The following is a 16,847-nucleotide window of genomic DNA, read 5'->3' on the forward strand; positions in this document are numbered from 1 at the left end:
GGCATATCCATTGCTTGGTAGAGCGCATTGAATCCTTTAACCTCAATGCAAACCATAGGAGAAACGCCCATGCAACGCCGTCACCTGCTCTCAGCGCTGGCCGCCGTATCTTTCGCTCCCGGAATGTCTCTGGCGCAAGAGGGCAAGCCCCTGCGCATCATCGTTCCGTTCCCGCCCGGGGGCGCCACGGACATCACGGCCCGCAGCCTGCAAGAGTCGCTGGCGCGCATCCTCAAGCAGCCCGTGGTGCTGGAAAACCGGGGCGGCGCAGGCGGCTCCATCGGCATGGCCGAAGTCGCCCGCGCGCCGGCAGACGGCCTCACCCTGGGCGTGGCCACGCTGTCCACCCATGGCGTGAACCCCGCCGTGTACACCAAGCTGCCCTACCACCCGACCAAGGACTTCATCGGCGTGACCGAGATCGTCAAGGCCCCGGGCGTCATCGTGATCAACCCGGCCGTGGTGCCCGTCAAGGACTTTGCGGAGCTGGTGAAGTACCTCAAGGCCAACCCCGGCAAGGTGTCCTACGCCACCCCCGGCAACGGCACCATCGGCCACATGTGGGGCGAGCTGTTCAAGAGCAGCACAGGCACCTCCATGGTGCACATCCCCTACCGTGGTGCAGGCCCGGCCATCAACGACGTGCTGGCGGGCCAGGTGGCGGTGTACTTTGACCAGGTGGCTTCGTCGCTCCCGCACGTCAAATCGGGCAAGCTCAAGGCGCTGGCGGTGTCGTGGCCCGAGCGGCTGGATGTGTTGCCCGATGTGCCCACCTACGCCGAACTGGGCTACAAGCAGGCCAACGAGCCCTCATGGTTTGGCCTGGTGGCCCCTGCGGGCACGCCCCCAGCGGCGGCAGAGCGCATCCAGCAAGCCGTCGCCCAGGCCCTGAAGGAGCCCGCCGTGCGCGAGCGACTGGCAGGCCAGGGCCTCTACCCCTCGGGCACCACACCCAAGGAATTCACGGCCCAGATCGCCAGCGAGATCGACAAGATGAAGCGCGTGGCGGCCTACGCCAAGGTGGTGCTCGACTGACCTGACTCCCCCGGACCCTGGGCCCCGGGAACGGCCACAGCTGGGATGGTGAGACGACGCAGGCAAGCCTGCTTCCCGGGCCTGCTCAAGGTCTCAGGGATAACCATAGTCACATCCCGGTCTGGGCGGCTAGGCCAGCCGCCCTCCTTTGCGCACACTCTGCCTATGCATGCAGCCTTGAAACTGATCCACCACCGCTTCCAGCAAGCCCAGCCCGGCGTCACCGGCTCGCCGGGGCTTGCCACCCAACCCGCCACCGCCACCGTCACTGCGGTGCCCGGCAGCACACCGCTGGTGCTCGACTCCCCCCACAGCGGCACCCGGTACCCCGACGACTTTGGTTCCGCCCTCGACCTGGCCACGCTGCGCCGGGCCGAAGACACCCACGTCGAAAAGATCTACGCCTTTGCCCCCGCGCTCGGCGTGGCCTGGGTCGAGGCCCACTTCCCCCGCATCTACCTGGACGCCAACCGCGACACGACCGAGCTGGACACCAGCCTGCTCGACGGCGACTGGCCCGACCCCATCTCCACCGATCCCAAGGTGCTCAGCAAGGTGCGCCTGGGCAAGGGGCTGATCTGGAAGTTCACCGACCAGGGCGAACCCATCTACCAGCGCCAGCTCACCGTGGCCGAGGTGCGTGCGCGCATCGACCGCTGCTGGCGCCCGTACCACGCCGCCGTGGCCCAGGCGATTGACGCCGCCCATGCGCGCCACGGCTACAGCATCCACCTCAACTGCCACTCCATGCCCGCCGTGGCCGGGCGCTTTGCCACCGAGTTTCCGGGGCTGGACCATGCCGACTTTGTGGTGGGCGACCGCGATGGCACCACCGCCAGCCAGGCGCTGTCGGCACTGATCTGTGAGCACCTGCGCGCATGCGGCTACAGCGTCGAATACAACCACCCCTACAAGGGCGTGGAGCTGGTGCGCCGCTACGGCAACCCCGCGCAGCACCGCCACAGCATCCAGGTCGAGATCAACCGCAAGCTCTACATGGACGAGCAGACGCTCGCCCAGATGCCCGAGGGCATGGCGCGGCTGCAGGAGGACCTCAAGACCCTGGTGCAGAGGCTGCTGGCACACGATCCGCGCTGAGCACCCGACGCAGGCCCGGCGGGCTCAGGCCACCAGCGTGGAGACCCCTTCGTAGAGCAGGCCCATGCTCTCTGCCGTGGCGATGTTGCTGTGGGCCAGGCCCGCGCGCGAACCATCGAGTGCGACCACCGACATGGCCTGAAAGCCCGCGTCCTGGCCGTTGTGCAGCAACCAGCCCGTGCCGTGCGCCGCATGCACCAGCCAACCCAGGCCATAGCGGCCTGCGGGGGCGTGCCCCAGGTCCTGAAGACCCTTCACGTAGCTGCGCGGCAAGGGGGTGGCTTCGCCGCGCAATGCCCGCAGATGCCACTGCAGCCACCGTGCGTCCTCCTCCACCGTCAGGCTCACGGCGCCTGCCGGGTCCAAGACCTCCAGCCACACACGTTCCGGCGCCTCGGCCAGCGGCAGGGGCTGCAGCCGCCCGTCCAGGATTTCATGCCCGGCGGGCTGCTGGCTCCCGGCACGCATCGGCTCTCCCACAAAGAGCGAAAGACCCAGGGGCTGGGCCACGCGCTGGCGCAGCAAATCCTCCCACCCGAGACCCGTGGCCGCGCGCAGCATGCGGGCCGCCAGCGCATAGCCTGCGTTGGAGTAGGCAAAGCCCGGGTCTGCGCCCGTGCCGCGAACGGGCGGCTGGCGCAGCAGCCACTGCAGGAAGAACGCCTCCGCCTCCGCAGGTTGCTGCCAGCGCGCCAGCACCTCGGGGCCCACTGCATTCACGAACAGGTCCACGTCTTCGATGGCTGAAAAACCCATCACCCCGGCGCGATGGTCCAGCAGGTCGCGCAGCGTGATCTGCTGGTAGGCGGGCAGGGCGCTCTGCGCCAGCTCGGGCAGCGTCTGGGCCAGCGTGCTGTCCCAGCGCAGCAGGCCCTGGTCAACCACGCTCGCGGCCGCGCAGGCCGTCATGGCCTTGGTGTTGGAGCCGATGGCCATCAGGTCGCCCGTGGCCAGGGGCGCATTGCCACCCAGGCGGCGCAGCCCCGCGACGGCTGTGCGGACCTGGTGCGGGTCCGCCCACCCGGCTGCGGCGCCCACCACGCCCTGCTTCACCAGCCCTTGCGCCAGGGTCTGCACTCGCTTGTGGGCTTCGCGGGGGTCGTCGTCGTCGCCACCGCCGCAGGCGGTGAGCACGCCGCCCAGCGTGGACAGGCCTGCAGCGGCCAGCCAGTGGCGGCGCGAGAGGAGGAGGGCGCTGCGCGCCGTGGAAGGGGTAACAAGGTGGGTAGGGTTCATGGCATCTCGTGAAGTGAAGAAGATGCCGGGATTGTTGAAACGCGAACCTTGGGCGAACCCAAAGATCTGCGCTGGGCGTGGAGCTGCCGGGTGCGGATTGTCAGCCCGCCACCGGCCAGCGCAGCGTGAAGCCCACGCCCCGCCCGTGAAGCCCCGGCCCCAGGCGGACCTGCCCGCCCAGGTGGCCGATGGCCTGCTGTGCAATGGTGAGTCCCAGGCCCGATCCGCTGCTGCGCGCGCGCGGCGAGCGCCAGAAGCGCTCGAACACCCGGTCTTGCTCGCCGGCCGCTATGCCCGGGCCGTCGTCGGCAATCCAGACCACCACGTCGCCGCCCTCCTGCCACACCCGCAACTGCACCTCGCGCCCCGCACCGGGGCCGCAGCCGTGCTTGAGCGCGTTGTCCAGCACATTGCCCAGGGCGGACCAGAGCAGCTGGCGGTCCAACGGCAGCTCCAGGGTGTCCGGGCCGTCCAGCGACAGCTCCGCGCCCAGGCCCTCGGCCCAGCCCACGCGCTCTGCCAGGCAGTCCTGCAGCAGCGCCATCAGGTCCTGGGGCGCGGCGGAGTCCAGCGCGGGGGCTTCTTCCAGGGCTGCCAGCATGAGCAGCTGTTCGCTCAGGTGCGCGGCGCGCTGCACGGCGCGCGTCAGCGCCTCGCTGGCCTGCGCGCGTGCGGGGCCTTCGGGGGCTTGCGCCAGCACATGGGCCTGGGTGGCGATGACGGCCATGGGCGTGCGCAGTTCGTGGGCCGCGTCGTGCACCAGGGCCTTTTCGCGCGCCAGGTGGGCCCGCAGGCGGGCCAGCAGCTGGTCGAACGACTGGGCCAGGCCGTGCAGCTCGCGCTGGGGCGGAAGGTGCTGCAGCGGCCGCAGGTCGTTGGCCGAGCGCGCGGCGATCTGGGCATCCAGCCGCGCCAGCGGGCGCAGCCCGGTGCGCACGGCCAGCCACAGCGGCAGGCCCACCAGCGGCAGCGCCAGCAGCACCGAGGCCGCCAGGTCTTCGCCCATGAAGCCCAGCAGCCGCGCATCGGCCAGGCGGGGCTCGGCCACCACCACGCGCCAGGGGCCCGTGCTTTCCCAGGCCACCCAATGGGGTGTGCCGGCCACGTCCATCGCGGCATGGCCCGCGTCGCCTGCCAGCACCACGGCGCGCACACCGGCCGTGCTGCTATGCAGAAGCTGGCCTGTGCGGTCCTGCAGCTGCAGCAGCACCGAGGTGCCCTGCAGCAGGTCCACATCGGCGCGCATGGCGTTGAGGGTGTGGGCCATGCCGTGCACCAGCGCGCGGGCCTCGGCGGGTTGCTCCAGCGTGGCCAGCGCCCCTGCCAGCCCCTGCGCCAGCTGGCGCACGCCGGGGTTGGTGTCCATGGCGCGGTAGTGGGTGATGGCCGCCTGGCCCAGCAGCACCAGCCACACCAGCGCCATGGCCGCGAGCAGTGCCAGCAGGGTGCGGCGCATGAGGCTCGGGCCCCACCAGCCGCGTGGGGGCGCGGGGGTTTCGGTCGGTGGTGTCATGGCTGCAGCCGGTAGCCGACGCCACGCACCGTGACCACCCGCTCTGCGCCGATCTTCTTGCGCAGGTTGGAGACATGCACCTCCAGCGTGGCGGCGTCCAGCGCATCGCCCAGGGGTTCGAGCCGCTGGGCAAGCACGTTCTTGGCAACCACCTTGCCTGGTTCGCGCGCCAGCTCCACCATCAGCCGGAACTCGCGCGGCGACAGCGCCAGGGGCTCGTCGCCCACCCAGGCCTCGTGCCGCCGGGGCGCCACGCGCAGCGCGCCCAGCGTCCACTCCTCGCTGGCCTGGCGCGCACTGCGCCGCAACACGGCGTGCAAGCGCGACAGCAGCTCGGGCACATCGAAGGGCTTGAGCACGTAGTCGTCGGCACCGCCGTCCAGGCCGTCGAGCCGGTCCTGCAAGGCGGTGCGGGCCGTGATCACGATCACCGGCAGGCTGAGGCCCGCGCGGCGCCAGCGACGCAGCAACGCCATGCCCTGGCCGTCGGGCAGGGTCAGGTCCAGCAGCACGGCGGCGACCTCGTTGGCGTCGGGCAGGGGCGGCGTGGCGGCCACGCTGCGCAGCCATTGCACAGTGAAGCCGCCCTGCTGCAGGGCTTGCAGCAGGGCCTGGCCCAGGTCCAGGTCGTCTTCGATGAGCAGGATGTGCATGGCCGCCATTTTCCGCGTCCCCAGCTTGCAGTCAGCCAAAGACGCCGGACCGGGAGCTGGCGTCTTTGGGCACCCTAAAATCCTCGCACAGGCAGACAATGACGACACAGGCCCGCCCACGGGCCGCACCACCCAAGGAGACAGTCCGCATGCGCATCCTCATTGCCGAAGACGACCAGGTGCTGGCCGATGGCCTGCTGCGCACGCTGCGTGCCTCGGGCGCCGTGGTGGACCATGTCGCCAGCGGCAGCGAGGCCGACGCGGCGCTCATGACCAACAACGAGTTCGACCTGCTCATCCTGGACCTGGGCCTGCCCAAGATGCATGGGCTGGAGGTGCTGAAAAAGCTGCGCGGCCGGGGCTCCGCCCTGCCGGTGCTCATCCTCACCGCCGCAGACAGCGTGGAAGAGCGCGTGAAGGGCCTGGACTTTGGCGCCGACGACTACATGGCCAAGCCCTTCAGCCTGCAAGAGCTCGAAGCCCGCGTGCGTGCCCTCACGCGCCGGGGCATGGGCGGCACCAGCAGTGCCATCAAGCATGGCCCGCTGGTGTACGACCAGGCCGGCCGCGTGGCCACCATCGACGGCAAGATGATCGAGCTGTCCGCCCGCGAGCTGGGCCTGCTGGAAGTGCTGCTGCAGCGCGCCGGCCGGCTGGTGAGCAAGGAGCAGCTGGTGGAGCGCCTGTGCGAGTGGGGCGAGGAGGTGAGCAACAACGCCATCGAGGTCTACATCCACCGCCTGCGCAAGAAGATCGAAGGCGGGCCCATCCGCATCGCCACCGTGCGCGGCCTGGGCTACTGCCTTGAGAAGATCCCCAATTAACTATCAAAACGATAGCAGCTTGTGCATATGAATCTGGCGCTATCGGGTGTTTTGGCTTCAAAAATGCCACGGCGGCCGCTGTGAAGATCTTCCAGCGCGAGCAGCGCTCACTGTTCGGCGAAATCCTGGACTGGATGCTCACGCCGCTGCTGCTGCTGTGGCCTGTGAGCCTGGCGCTGACCTGGCTGGTGGCGCAGGGCCTGGCCAACAAGCCGTTTGACCGGGCGCTGGAGTACAACGCCCACGCCCTCGCCCAACTGGTGAGCGTGGTGGGCGACAAGGCCCAGTTCAACCTGCCCCAGCCCGCCAGCGAGATCCTGCGGGCCGACGACTCCGACATCGTGTACTACCAGGTCATCGGCCCGGGCGGCGAGTTCCTCTCGGGCGAGCGCGAGCTGCCCGAGCCCCCGAGCGACGAGGTGCCCCTGTCGGGCGAGGTGCGGTTGCGCGATGCCGAGATGCGCGGCATTGACATCCGAGTGGCCTATATCTGGGTGCGCCTGCCGCTGAAAGACACGCCGGTGGCGCTGGTCCAGGTGGCCGAGACGCGCGAAAAGCGCAGCGTGCTGGCCACCGAAATCATCAAGGGCGTGATGCTGCCGCAGTTCGTCATCCTGCCGCTGGCGGTGCTGCTGGTGTGGCTGGCGCTGGCGCGCGGCATCCAGCCGCTCAACCAGCTGGAGCAGCGCATCCGCGCGCGCAACCCCGACGACCTCTCGCCGCTGGACGACCGCACCGTGCCGCTCGAAGTGGCGCCACTGGTGTCGTCCGTCAACGACCTGCTCACGCGGCTGAACGATTCGCTGGCCACGCAAAAGCGCTTTCTGGCCGATGCCGCGCACCAGCTCAAGACCCCGCTGGCGGGCCTGCGCATGCAGGCCGACCTGGCCCAGCGCGAAGGCACCAGCACCGAAGAGCTCAAGCGCTCCCTGCAGCAGATCGGACGCTCCAGCATCCGCGCCACGCACACCGTCAACCAGCTGCTGGCGCTGGCGCGGGCCGAGGGCAGCGGCGTGGGCATTGCCCGCCAGCCCTGCGACCTGGCGCGCCTGGTGATCGAGGTGGTGCGCGACTCGGTGCCCCGTGCGCTCGACAAACACATCGACCTGGGCTACGACGGCGCCGAGCCCGGATCGCCGGGTGTGCTGATCGACGGCAACCCCACGCTGCTCAAGGAGCTGGTGCGCAACCTGGTGGACAACGCCATCAACTACACGCCCTCCACGCCCGACAAGCCCGGCGTGGTCACCGCCCGCGTGCTGGCCGACACCTTCGGCCATGTGCTGCTGCTGCAGGTCGAGGACTCCGGCCCAGGCGTGCCGGAGGCCGAGCGCGAGCTGGTGTTCCAGCCGTTCTACCGCGCCCTGGGCAGCGAGGCCGACGGCTCCGGCCTGGGCCTGCCCATCGTGCTGGAGATCGCCAGCAAGCACGATGCCGAGGTCACGCTCGAAGACGCACGGCCTGGCCAGACCCCGCCCGGTGCACGCTTCAGCGTGCGTTTTGCGGCGCGGGACGCGGTGGCGGGCAGCTGACACCGTGGCGGGCGCTGCCGCTGGCGTGGCAGAGGACAAGACCACCACGCCGCAGGGTTGATGCGCTGGCAACCCGCCACAGCACCGGGCATCCGGCATCATGCGGCCTCGTAGCCTGGCCCGATCTTTTTGCACGGACGCAGCCCCCCTCCATGACCTCACCGCCCCGCCGCTTTGCCAACACGCACCCTGCCGTGGTGATCGGCAACTTCCCCTGGTACGAAATGGTCTGGCGCTCGCTGCGCGGCGATTTCAAGCCGCGCAGCGAGCCTGCGGGCGGCTACGGGGCCTTTGCCCGGCAGTGGACGCAGCCCGTGGACCCCGCGCGCCTGGCACAGCGCCAGCAGGCCCCCGTGATCACCTGGCTGGGCCATGTCTCCATGCTGCTGCAGGTGGCGGGCCTCAACGTGCTGATCGACCCCACGCTGTGCGATTTTGCGGGCCCCCTGGGCCGCTTTGGTGCCCCGCGCCGTGTGCCTGCGCCCCTGGCGCCCGAGGACCTGCCGCCCATCGATGTAGTGCTGATCTCGCACAACCACTACGACCACCTGTGCTACGGCACCTTGCGCCGCCTGCGCGACGCGGGCCAGTCGCCCCGCTTTGTGGTGCCGCTGGGGCTGGCCGACTGGTTCACACAGCGGGGCATGGGCCCCGTCACCGCGCTGAACTGGTGGGAGCACGCCGACATCGCCCCCGGCGTGCGCGTGGTGTTCACACCGTCACAGCACTGGAGCCGCCGCACCCCGTGGGATACGAATGCCTCGCTGTGGGGCGGGTACCTGCTGGAATGGTCGCGCCCGCAGGCGGCTGCGCCCTGGCGCTTTCTGTTCCCGGGCGACACGGGCTACAGCGACGACTTCAAGGCCATCCGCCAGCGCCTGGGGCCGGTGGACTTTCTGGCATTGCCCATCGGCGCCTATCTGCCCCGCGACTTCATGAAGCCCATGCACGTGAACCCCGAGGACGCCGTGCAGCTCATGCTGGACGTGGAAGCCAGGCAGGCCATGGGTGTGCACTGGGGCACGTTCATGCTGACGCAGGAGGCCTTCGACCACCCGCCGCGCGACCTGGCCGCCGCACTGGCGCAGCGTGGCCTGCCGCTGGACCGCGTCTGGCTCATGCGGCAGGGCGGGACGCGCGCCATACCGTTGCCATAGCGCTGCACCGGGGTTGGCGCAGCAACCGTGCTCACGCCACGCGCTGCACCGACATCAAGGCCATGTACAAAAAACCCCGGCCCGTGGGCACGCGGTACACACCCTGGGCGCCCAGCACCTGCGCGGCCACGCCCGACAGCTCCCAGCCATCGGTAGCATCGCCCTTCCACAGCGGCACCGTGAGGTGCAGGAAGCCTTGGGTTTCGCCCCACTCCCGCACCGCAGCGATGCGCGACACCACCGGGGCCTCGTTGTGGAAATTGGCCCAGGCCCACAGCCAGGTGCCGCTGGCCTCCGACACGGAGCCGATGAACTCGATGTCGGCCACCAGGCGGGGCACACCGCCGTCTGAAAAGGTCAAGGTGCCTGCCGCCTGGTCGTAGTCCCAGCGTTCAAAGTGCGAGATGCCGTGGTCCTGCTCCAGTGCGCGCTGCTTGTCCCGCAGCGCATGGTGCCCCTGTGTCACCACATCGATCCAGGCGGCCTCGGCATCACCGTCCAGGGCCTCCACGCTGCTTGCCATGGAGTCCTGGTAGAGTGGTGGCACAGGATCTGGAGGTCCAGGCAGTCCGCGTTGTGTTCGTTCCACTCGCCGCCTGTCTTGAGCAGCTCGGTATGGCAGCTCGCACACCAGGCGTCCGGGTAAGGGGTGTCTGGCGACGGCGCATCGCAAAACCAGCGCTGCACCGGGTGGCGGCACAGGTGGCCGCACACGTAGGTGGGCGCGGCCTCTCCGTGCTCGCCGCACTGGATGGATGTCTGCTCTTCGTTCATGGTGAAGGTGCTCAGCCGCAGGTGCGCAGCGTCTTGCCCGCCATGGCCGTGCGCAGCACATCCAGCTGTGCCCGCAGCGCGTCGTTCACGGCAGACAGGCGCAGCGTGAAGCCGGGGGATTCGGCGCGCTCCTGGATCACGCGCGCCGTGCGCACGCCTTTGTTGCCAAGGTTGGCCAGCTCGCGCTCGGCCGCCTCTTTCGATGCAAAGCGGCCCAGCGACAAGCCCAGTTCGAGCGTGCCCCCGGCGCGGTCGTGGTCCACCTTGCGGGCGCGCAGCTCGGCACGTTTGCGGTCCAGTGTTTCCACGTCGTCAAAGCGCCCCATGTAGACCATCCAGCGGCCCGGCACGGGCGTGGGCTCCAGCGTCCAGCTGCCTGAGGGCAAGCCAGCAGCCGCCGTGCGCAGCACTTCGGCCTGACGGTCGTCGAACACGCCGGCCTGCAGGCACTCCGCAGAGTCTGCGGGGGCCGGGGCAGCCGGTGTGGAGGCGGGGGTGGGGGAGTCGTTGGCGGCGGTGGCCTGGGATGGGGAAGTAGATGCGGGGGCGGGAGGCGCAGCAGAGGAGGTCTTGCTGGGGTTGACCTTCAGGATCTGCAGCGTCTCGGGCCGGATCTGCTGGTTCATGCGCTGGGGCTCGGACTGCTCTTGCGGCGCATAGCCAAACTGGCGCAGCAGCCCCTGCGACCACGCGTAGTAGCCCGCGTTGGCCAGCAACAGCACGATCACGGCAAGACGGAGCATGGGGCGCGGCCTTTCAAGAACACTCGCATCGGAAGAGGAAGCTGTCTCACACCGGTGGCACCGCCGCCGGCCGGACGCTGATTTCAGAACTGGTGATGGCCTGCATGCCACCGGCTGTGTGCACCAGCAGCGCGCCATCATCGCCCACGCCATGCGCGGTGCCGGTGTGGCCGTCGCTCAGCGTCACCGCGCGGCCCTGCAGCACATCACGTGCCGCAAAGCGGGGCTGCATGGGCGCAAACCCATAGCCCGCAAACGACTGCAGCATGGCCACCAGCGGCGGCACGATGCGCAGCAGGGCGGTGGGTGCGTCCAGCCCCGGCTCCACCTCCTGCAGGCTGCCGGGGGGCATGCTCATGCCCTCGGGGCTGCGCCGCAGCACGTTGATGCCAATGCCCACCACCACATAACGCGCGGTGCTGGTGCTGGCCTGCGAAGCCACAGCCTGGGGTGCCACAAAACTGGCCGTCTCCACCAGGATGCCACCCAGCTTGCGGTCGCCCGCAGCGCCGCCAAGCCACAGGTCGTTGGGCCACTTGAGCCCCACACGCGCAGGCTGCCCCGCCCCCAGCGCAGGCAGCACGGGCTGCAGGCTTTCAGCCACGCTCACCCCCACGGCGAGCGACAGGCCGGACCAGTCCTGGGGGGCCAGCGGCAGTCCCAAGGACATCATGAGAGAAGCCCCCACATCGCTTTGCCACACCCGCCCCAGCCGCCCGCGCCCGGCAGTCTGCTGCTCGGCCACCAGCAAGGTGGGCTCGCACTGGCCGTTGCGCGCACGGCGCATCAATTCGGTGTTGGTGGAGTCGATGGTGGGCAGCACCTCGACGGTAAAGCCCGGTAACAGCGGTGACACCGCTTCCCAGACGGCCTCGGCAGGCCAGCGGATGGGGGCATTCATCGCCGGGCCTTTTTGCCGGCCTTGGCGGAAGGTTTGGACGGCGGCAGCGGCACGGGAGGTGCCCAGCCGCGCTTGGGCGCCAGCAGCGTGCCCCGGCAGTTGGGGCTGCCACACCAGCAGGGGTATTCGGCCTTGAGCTTCGGGGTGTAGCGCTCTTCAATGATCAGGCCGTAGTCGTAGTTCAGCTCTTCGCCCGCCTTGATGTTGCGCAGCGCGGTGATGAAAATGCGGCCGTCCCGCTCGTCGGCATAACAGTTGGGGTTGCAGCTGTGGTTGATCCAGCGCGACGAATTGCCACCGAACTTTGCATCGATCACGTGGTCTTCATCCACATGGAAGTAGAACGTGTGGTTGGGCTGCAAGGGGTCGTGCGGGTGCCGGTCCTGCGCCTCCTGCCAGCCGATCACTTCACCCGTGTATTCGACAAGGACTTCGCCCTCTGCAATATCCTGCACGGCAAAAACGCCCTTGCCGTGCACGCCCGAACGCCGGGTCTGGATGCGACGGCCCTGCGCGGGGGTCGGGGTTGCAGGCGGTGCGGTGCGGGGCATGGCAAAAACTCTGTTAACTTGAATATGCACACATGCGCGTGCGCGTGTACGCGTGAGGCAACGAATTGTAGAAGCGACCGGCCGGATGCCGGACAGCCAGACTGGCGAGAAACCAAAAAATGACCAAGACCCTGGTAATTGCAGAGAAACCCTCGGTGGCGCAAGACATCGTGCGCGCGCTGACCCCCGTGGCGGGCAAGTTCGAGAAGCACGAAGACCACTTCGAGAACGACCGCTATGTAGTCACCAGCGCCGTGGGCCACCTGGTGGAGATCCAGGCCCCCGAGCAGTTTGACGTGAAGCGCGGCAAGTGGAGCTTTGCGCACCTGCCTGTGATCCCGCCGTACTTTGACCTGAAGCCCGTGGACAAGACCAAGAGCCGCCTGAACGCGGTGGTCAAGCAGGCCAAGCGCAAGGACGTGACACAGCTCATCAACGCCTGCGACGCGGGCCGCGAGGGAGAGCTGATCTTCCGCCTGATCGAACAGTACGCCGGTGGCGCCAAGCCCCTGGGCAAACCGGTCAAGCGCCTGTGGCTGCAGTCCATGACGCCCCAGGCCATCCGCGACGGCTTTGATGCGCTGCGCACCGAGCAGCAGATGGCGGGCCTGGCCAGCGCGGCCCGCAGCCGCTCCGAGGCCGACTGGCTGGTGGGCATCAATGGCACGCGGGCCATGACGGCGTTCAACTCGCGCGATGGTGGGTTCTTCCTGACCACCGTGGGCCGGGTGCAGACGCCCACGCTGTCGCTGGTGGTGGAGCGCGAGGAAAAGATCCGCAAGTTCATCAGCCGCGACTACTGGGAAATCCACGCCACCTTTGGCGCGGAAGCCGGCGAGTACCCCGCCAAGTGGTTCGACCCCAAGTGGAAGAAAGGCGAGGATGTGGAAATGCGCGCGGACCGTGTGTGGTCCGCCGCCGAGGCACAGTCAATAGCCAACGCCGTGCGCGGCAAGCAGGCCACGGTCACCGAAGAGAGCAAGCCCACCACACAGGCATCGCCCCTGCTGTTCGACCTGACCAGTCTGCAGCGCGAGGCCAACGGCAAGTTCGGCTTCTCGGCCAAGACCACGCTGGCCCTGGCGCAAAGCCTGTACGAGCGCCACAAGGCCCTGACCTACCCACGTACCGACTCGCGCGCGCTGCCGGAAGACTATTTGCCGGTGGCCAAGCAGACCTTTGAAATGCTGGCCGACAGCGGCATGCGGCATCTGGCGCCGCACGCGCTCACGGCGCTGAACAACAACTACGTGCGCCCGTCCAAGCGCATCTTTGACAACAGCAAGGTCAGCGATCACTTCGCCATCATCCCCACGCTGCAGGCACCGAGCGGCCTGAGCGAAGCCGAGCAAAAGCTGTACGACCTGGTCGTGCGCCGCTTCATGGCGGTGTTCTTCCCCAGCGCTGAATACACGGTGACCACGCGCATCAGCACCGTGGCCCCGCACAGCTTCAAGACCGAAGGCAAGGTGCTGGTCAAGCCGGGCTGGCTGGCCATCTATGGCAAGGAAGCGGCCGACGAAGTGGAAGGCGGCAAGGACGGCGACAAGGGCCAGAACCTGGTGCCGGTGAAGCCCGGCGAGAGCGTCAACACCCTGGCCGCCGACCCCAAGGGCCTCAAGACCAAGCCACCCGCCCGCTACTCCGAAGCCACGCTGCTGGGCGCCATGGAAAGCGCGGGTAAGCAGATCGACGACGACGAACTGCGCGAAGCCATGCAGGAAAAAGGCCTGGGCACGCCTGCCACGCGCGCGGCCATCATCGAAGGCCTGCTGACCGAAAAGTACATGCTGCGCGAAGGCCGCGAAATCATCCCCACGGCCAAGGCCTTCCAGCTCATGACACTGCTGCGCGGTCTGGAAGTGGAAGAACTCTGCCGTGCCGATCTGACCGGCGAGTGGGAGTACAAGCTCTCGCAAATGGAAAAGGGCCAACTGAGCCGCGAAGCCTTCATGGCCGAGATCGCTGCCATGACGGAGCGCATGGTCAAGAAGGCCAAGGAATACGACCGCGACACCATCCCCGGCGACTACGCCACGCTCGAATCGCCCTGCCCCAACTGCGGCGGTGTGGTGAAGGAAAACTACCGCCGCTTTGCCTGTGTGGGCAAGCCCGGGTCGGAAGGCTGCGGTTTCAGTTTTGGCAAATCGCCTGCAGGCCGCACCTTTGAAACCGCCGAGGCCAACACCCTGCTGCGGGACAAGAAGATCGGCCCGCTGGAGGGCTTCCGCTCCAAGGCGGGCTGGCCCTTCACGTCCGAGATCGTCATCAAGTACGACGACGAGGCGCACAACTACAAGCTCGAATTCGACTTTGGCGACGACAAGAAGGGCGAAGAGTCCGGCGAGATCGTGGAGTTTGAAGACGCCGCGCTCGGCCCTTGCCCCATCTGCGGATCGGAAGTGCACGAACACGGCAGCAACTACGTGTGCAGCAAGGCCGTGCCTACCGCGGCGCAGCCGACGCCCAGCTGCACCTTCAAGAGCGGCAAGATCATCCTGCAGCAGCCCGTAGAGCGCGAGCAGATGCACAAGCTGCTGGAGACCGGCAAGACCGACCTGCTCGACAAGTTCGTGAGCATGCGCACGCGCCGCAACTTCAAGGCCCACCTGGCGTGGGACAAGGAGGCGGGCAAGGTCAACTTTGAATTCGCGCCCAGCAAGTTCCCACCCCGCCCGGGCGCCGCTTCAAAAACAATAGCAACCAAGGCAAAAGCCACTGGCGCTGCCGCCAAAAAAGCTCCTGCAAAGAAGGCCGCAGCCAAAACGACGGCTGCCAAAGCCCCGCGCAAGGCCGCCGCGGGCAAGGCCCCCAGCGCAGCCCTGGCCGCCGTGATTGGCAACGAGCCGGTGGCGCGCCCCGAGGCCGTGAAGAAGATGTGGGAATACATCAAGGCCCACAACCTGCAAGACCCCAAGGACAAGCGCACCATCGTGGCCGATGACAAGCTGCGCGCCGTGTTCGGCAAGGACAGCGCGGGCATGTTTGAGCTGGCGGGCATCCTGGGCAACCACCTGGGCGGCGAATGATGAAGCCGCTGAACATGGTGCCTATCGCGTCGATGGCGGGCAGCGTCTGCCGCACCGCGCTGGTGGCACTCGCGGTTGCCGCTGCGCTGGGGGGTTGCACCACCACAGGCTCCGCGCGCTCCAGCGACCCGGCCAGCCAGCAGCAGCCCCAGGGCGCGAGCGGCGTGACCGTGTTTGGCGATATCGACGTGAACGTGACGCGGGAGCGCACCCGCTGACTGCAAGCTGCCACCGCGCGCAGCCCGTCTTCAACCAGGACGGGGACGGGCGGATGATGGAACGTGAGCCGCAAGGGAGAGATTGATGGTCGAACCCGCACTGTCGTTGCAGATTGCCACCACGGTGCACCACCGCATCCACACTGTCACGGTGCGCATGGATTCGGTGGGCTGGGTGGTCTCTGGCACCAAGCACCTGGTCACACCGGGCGGGGCGCACCGCTATCCCAGCGGGCGGGTGTTTGTGCTGCCGCGTGGCGCGCAGTGGGAGGTGGTCAACGACCCCGCCCCGCAAGGCCGCTATGTGGCGCGACTGCTGTGTTTTGCGCCCGAACTGGTGGAGCAGTTTCACCGCCAGTTCGGCCAGTTTGCGGCCGTGCCTGCGGTGCAGGGCTGTGCGGGCCTGGCGGCCGATGCGGCATTTGAAGACAGTTACCGGCGTGCCCTGGCCGCGCTGGAGAGCGATGCCAGCTCGCAGGCGCTGCGCGAACACCGCGCGCTCGAGGTGCTGCTGATGCTGGCCGAGGCAGGCATCGTCTTCGCCCCGCCCGGCGAGCTGGGTTGGGCCGAGCGGGTGCGCCGTCTGGTGGGCCCCAGCCCGCAGGCTGACTGGACGGTGGAGCGTATCGCCACTGCCTTTGCCACCAGCGCCAGCACCCTGCAGCGCCGCCTGGCACAAGAGGGCGAAACCGTAAGCCAGTGCCTGCGCGATGTGCGGCTGGAGACGGGGCTGGTTCTGCTGCAAAGCTCCACGCTGCAAGTGTCCGAAATCGCAGCGCGCTGCGGCTACGAGTCGCACAGCCGCTTCAGCGCGGCCTTCCGCGAGCGTTTTGGCTTTCCGCCCTCGCAACTGAGACCCTGATTACTTCGGCTGACGCACAGCGCACAGCCTTTGATGCCGCCGAGCCAGTGCGAAGGCGTGGCACACCGCACCATCAAGTCCTTGTTTCACACCGCTACTGCAAGGAGCTTTTTGGATGAGCCACCCACTTTCACGCCCCCGTCGCGCTTTTACCTCCATCGCGGCGCTTGCCACCATCGGCCTGGCATTGGCTGCCCACGCCCAGGCGTTCACGCTCAGCAGCCCCGACTTTCCGGCGGATGGCACCTTGCCCCAGCGTTTCGAGTTCAAGGGATTCGGCTGCGCAGGTGAGAACCAGTCGCCCGCGCTGCGCTGGAACGGTGCGCCTGCAGGCACGCAGAGTTTTGCCGTCACCGCGTATGACCCTGACGCCCCCACAGGCTCGGGCTGGTGGCACTGGTCAGTGGTGAACATCCCCGCCAGCGTCACCGAGCTGCAGCCCGACGCCGGTGCTGCTGGCGGCGCCAAGCTGCCCGCAGGCGCCAGCCATGTGCGCATCGACTACGGCGTGGCCGCCTGGGGCGGGGCGTGCCCGCCCGAGGGGGATGCGCCGCACCGCTACATCTTCACCGTACACGCACTCAAGGTGCCACGCCTGGACCTGCCTGCCGACGCCACCGCTGCGCTGGCGGGCTACATGATCAACGCCAACAGCCTGGGCAAGGCCACACTCACGGTGCGCTACGGGCGCCCTGCGGCCCAAGGCAGGCAGCAGTGACCG

Annotated in this window: 16 protein-coding genes; 9 read left to right on the forward strand and 7 right to left on the reverse strand. The window is 68.3% G+C overall.

Annotation, left to right across the window (positions count from 1 at the left end):
- Nucleotides 1–69: 69 nt before the first annotated feature.
- Together IB236_RS04970 and IB236_RS04975 are read left to right on the forward strand one after the other, a co-directional pair.
- Nucleotides 70–1,035 (forward strand): tripartite tricarboxylate transporter substrate binding protein BugE, encoded by a 966-nt coding sequence (locus IB236_RS04970; protein ID WP_056057580.1) that lies wholly within the window; start codon nt 70–72, stop codon nt 1,033–1,035.
- A 165-nt stretch (nt 1,036–1,200) separates the two neighbouring features.
- The gene (locus IB236_RS04975) at nt 1,201–2,133 is read left to right on the forward strand and encodes an N-formylglutamate amidohydrolase (RefSeq protein WP_192419224.1); all 933 of its coding nucleotides are present in this window, start codon (nt 1,201–1,203) and stop codon (nt 2,131–2,133) included.
- Between the two features lie 24 nt (nt 2,134–2,157).
- Here IB236_RS04975 and IB236_RS04980 read toward each other — a convergent pair whose 3' ends face one another.
- The 3 genes from IB236_RS04980 to IB236_RS04990 all read right to left on the reverse strand — a co-directional run bounded on the left by IB236_RS04980 (nt 2,158) and on the right by IB236_RS04990 (nt 5,535).
- Complete coding sequence (locus IB236_RS04980) at nt 2,158–3,369, reverse strand: serine hydrolase (RefSeq protein WP_192419226.1); 1,212 nt, start codon at nt 3,367–3,369, stop codon at nt 2,158–2,160.
- Nucleotides 3,370–3,469: 100 nt separating this feature from the next.
- Complete coding sequence (locus IB236_RS04985; RefSeq protein ID WP_225580976.1) at nt 3,470–4,882, reverse strand: HAMP domain-containing sensor histidine kinase; 1,413 nt, start codon at nt 4,880–4,882, stop codon at nt 3,470–3,472.
- Nucleotides 4,879–5,535: a response regulator gene (locus IB236_RS04990; RefSeq protein ID WP_192419227.1), complete on the reverse strand. Its 657-nt coding sequence runs from the start codon at nt 5,533–5,535 to the stop codon at nt 4,879–4,881. Before IB236_RS04990 ends, IB236_RS04985 begins: the two co-directional genes overlap by 4 nt.
- A gap of 149 nt (nt 5,536–5,684) precedes the next feature.
- Here IB236_RS04990 and IB236_RS04995 point away from each other — a divergent pair, with 149 nt between their 5' ends.
- The 3 genes from IB236_RS04995 (at nt 5,685) to IB236_RS05005 (ending at nt 9,048) form a co-directional block, all read left to right on the forward strand.
- Entirely contained in the window at nt 5,685–6,359 is a 675-nt protein-coding gene (locus tag IB236_RS04995; protein WP_056056624.1) for a response regulator transcription factor, read from the forward strand.
- Nucleotides 6,360–6,439: 80 nt separating this feature from the next.
- On the forward strand, nt 6,440–7,891 hold the full coding sequence (locus tag IB236_RS05000) for a sensor histidine kinase (RefSeq protein ID WP_056056626.1): 1,452 nt from the start codon (nt 6,440–6,442) through the stop codon (nt 7,889–7,891).
- A gap of 152 nt (nt 7,892–8,043) precedes the next feature.
- Complete coding sequence (locus tag IB236_RS05005) at nt 8,044–9,048, forward strand: MBL fold metallo-hydrolase (protein WP_192419230.1); 1,005 nt, start codon at nt 8,044–8,046, stop codon at nt 9,046–9,048.
- Between the two features lie 31 nt (nt 9,049–9,079).
- On the opposite strand, the gene IB236_RS05010 is transcribed toward IB236_RS05005, so the two are convergent.
- From IB236_RS05010 to IB236_RS05025, 4 genes are all read right to left on the reverse strand, one after another.
- Nucleotides 9,080–9,571: a DUF6882 domain-containing protein gene (locus IB236_RS05010; protein WP_225580977.1), complete on the reverse strand. Its 492-nt coding sequence runs from the start codon at nt 9,569–9,571 to the stop codon at nt 9,080–9,082.
- A 262-nt stretch (nt 9,572–9,833) separates the two neighbouring features.
- Entirely contained in the window at nt 9,834–10,565 is a 732-nt protein-coding gene (locus IB236_RS05015; protein WP_192419237.1) for an SPOR domain-containing protein, read from the reverse strand.
- A gap of 46 nt (nt 10,566–10,611) precedes the next feature.
- Complete coding sequence (locus IB236_RS05020; protein WP_192419239.1) at nt 10,612–11,466, reverse strand: biotin--[acetyl-CoA-carboxylase] ligase; 855 nt, start codon at nt 11,464–11,466, stop codon at nt 10,612–10,614.
- Nucleotides 11,463–12,017, reverse strand: a complete 555-nt coding sequence (locus IB236_RS05025; RefSeq protein ID WP_192419242.1) for an SET domain-containing protein — start codon at nt 12,015–12,017, stop codon at nt 11,463–11,465. The genes IB236_RS05020 and IB236_RS05025 overlap by 4 nt, the downstream gene beginning before the upstream one ends.
- A gap of 119 nt (nt 12,018–12,136) precedes the next feature.
- Between IB236_RS05025 and IB236_RS05030 the strand changes: the two genes are divergently transcribed.
- The 4 genes from IB236_RS05030 (at nt 12,137) to IB236_RS05045 (ending at nt 16,844) form a co-directional block, all read left to right on the forward strand.
- Entirely contained in the window at nt 12,137–15,046 is a 2,910-nt protein-coding gene (locus IB236_RS05030) for a DNA topoisomerase III (RefSeq protein ID WP_192419243.1), read from the forward strand.
- On the forward strand, nt 15,046–15,264 hold the full coding sequence (locus tag IB236_RS05035) for a hypothetical protein (RefSeq protein WP_056057588.1): 219 nt from the start codon (nt 15,046–15,048) through the stop codon (nt 15,262–15,264). The genes IB236_RS05030 and IB236_RS05035 overlap by 1 nt, the downstream gene beginning before the upstream one ends.
- Before the next feature lie 85 nt (nt 15,265–15,349).
- Nucleotides 15,350–16,126 carry a helix-turn-helix transcriptional regulator gene (locus tag IB236_RS05040; protein ID WP_225580978.1) on the forward strand — a complete coding sequence of 259 codons (777 nt, stop codon included), beginning with the start codon at nt 15,350–15,352 and terminating at the stop codon, nt 16,124–16,126.
- 115 nt (nt 16,127–16,241) lie between these two features.
- Nucleotides 16,242–16,844, forward strand: coding sequence for a YbhB/YbcL family Raf kinase inhibitor-like protein (locus tag IB236_RS05045; RefSeq protein ID WP_192419246.1), 603 nt, complete (start codon nt 16,242–16,244; stop codon nt 16,842–16,844).
- Nucleotides 16,845–16,847: the final 3 nt, after the last annotated feature.

The organism is Acidovorax sp. ACV02 (genome assembly GCF_014851475.1).
Lineage (GTDB): Bacteria > Pseudomonadota > Gammaproteobacteria > Burkholderiales > Burkholderiaceae_C > Acidovorax > Acidovorax delafieldii.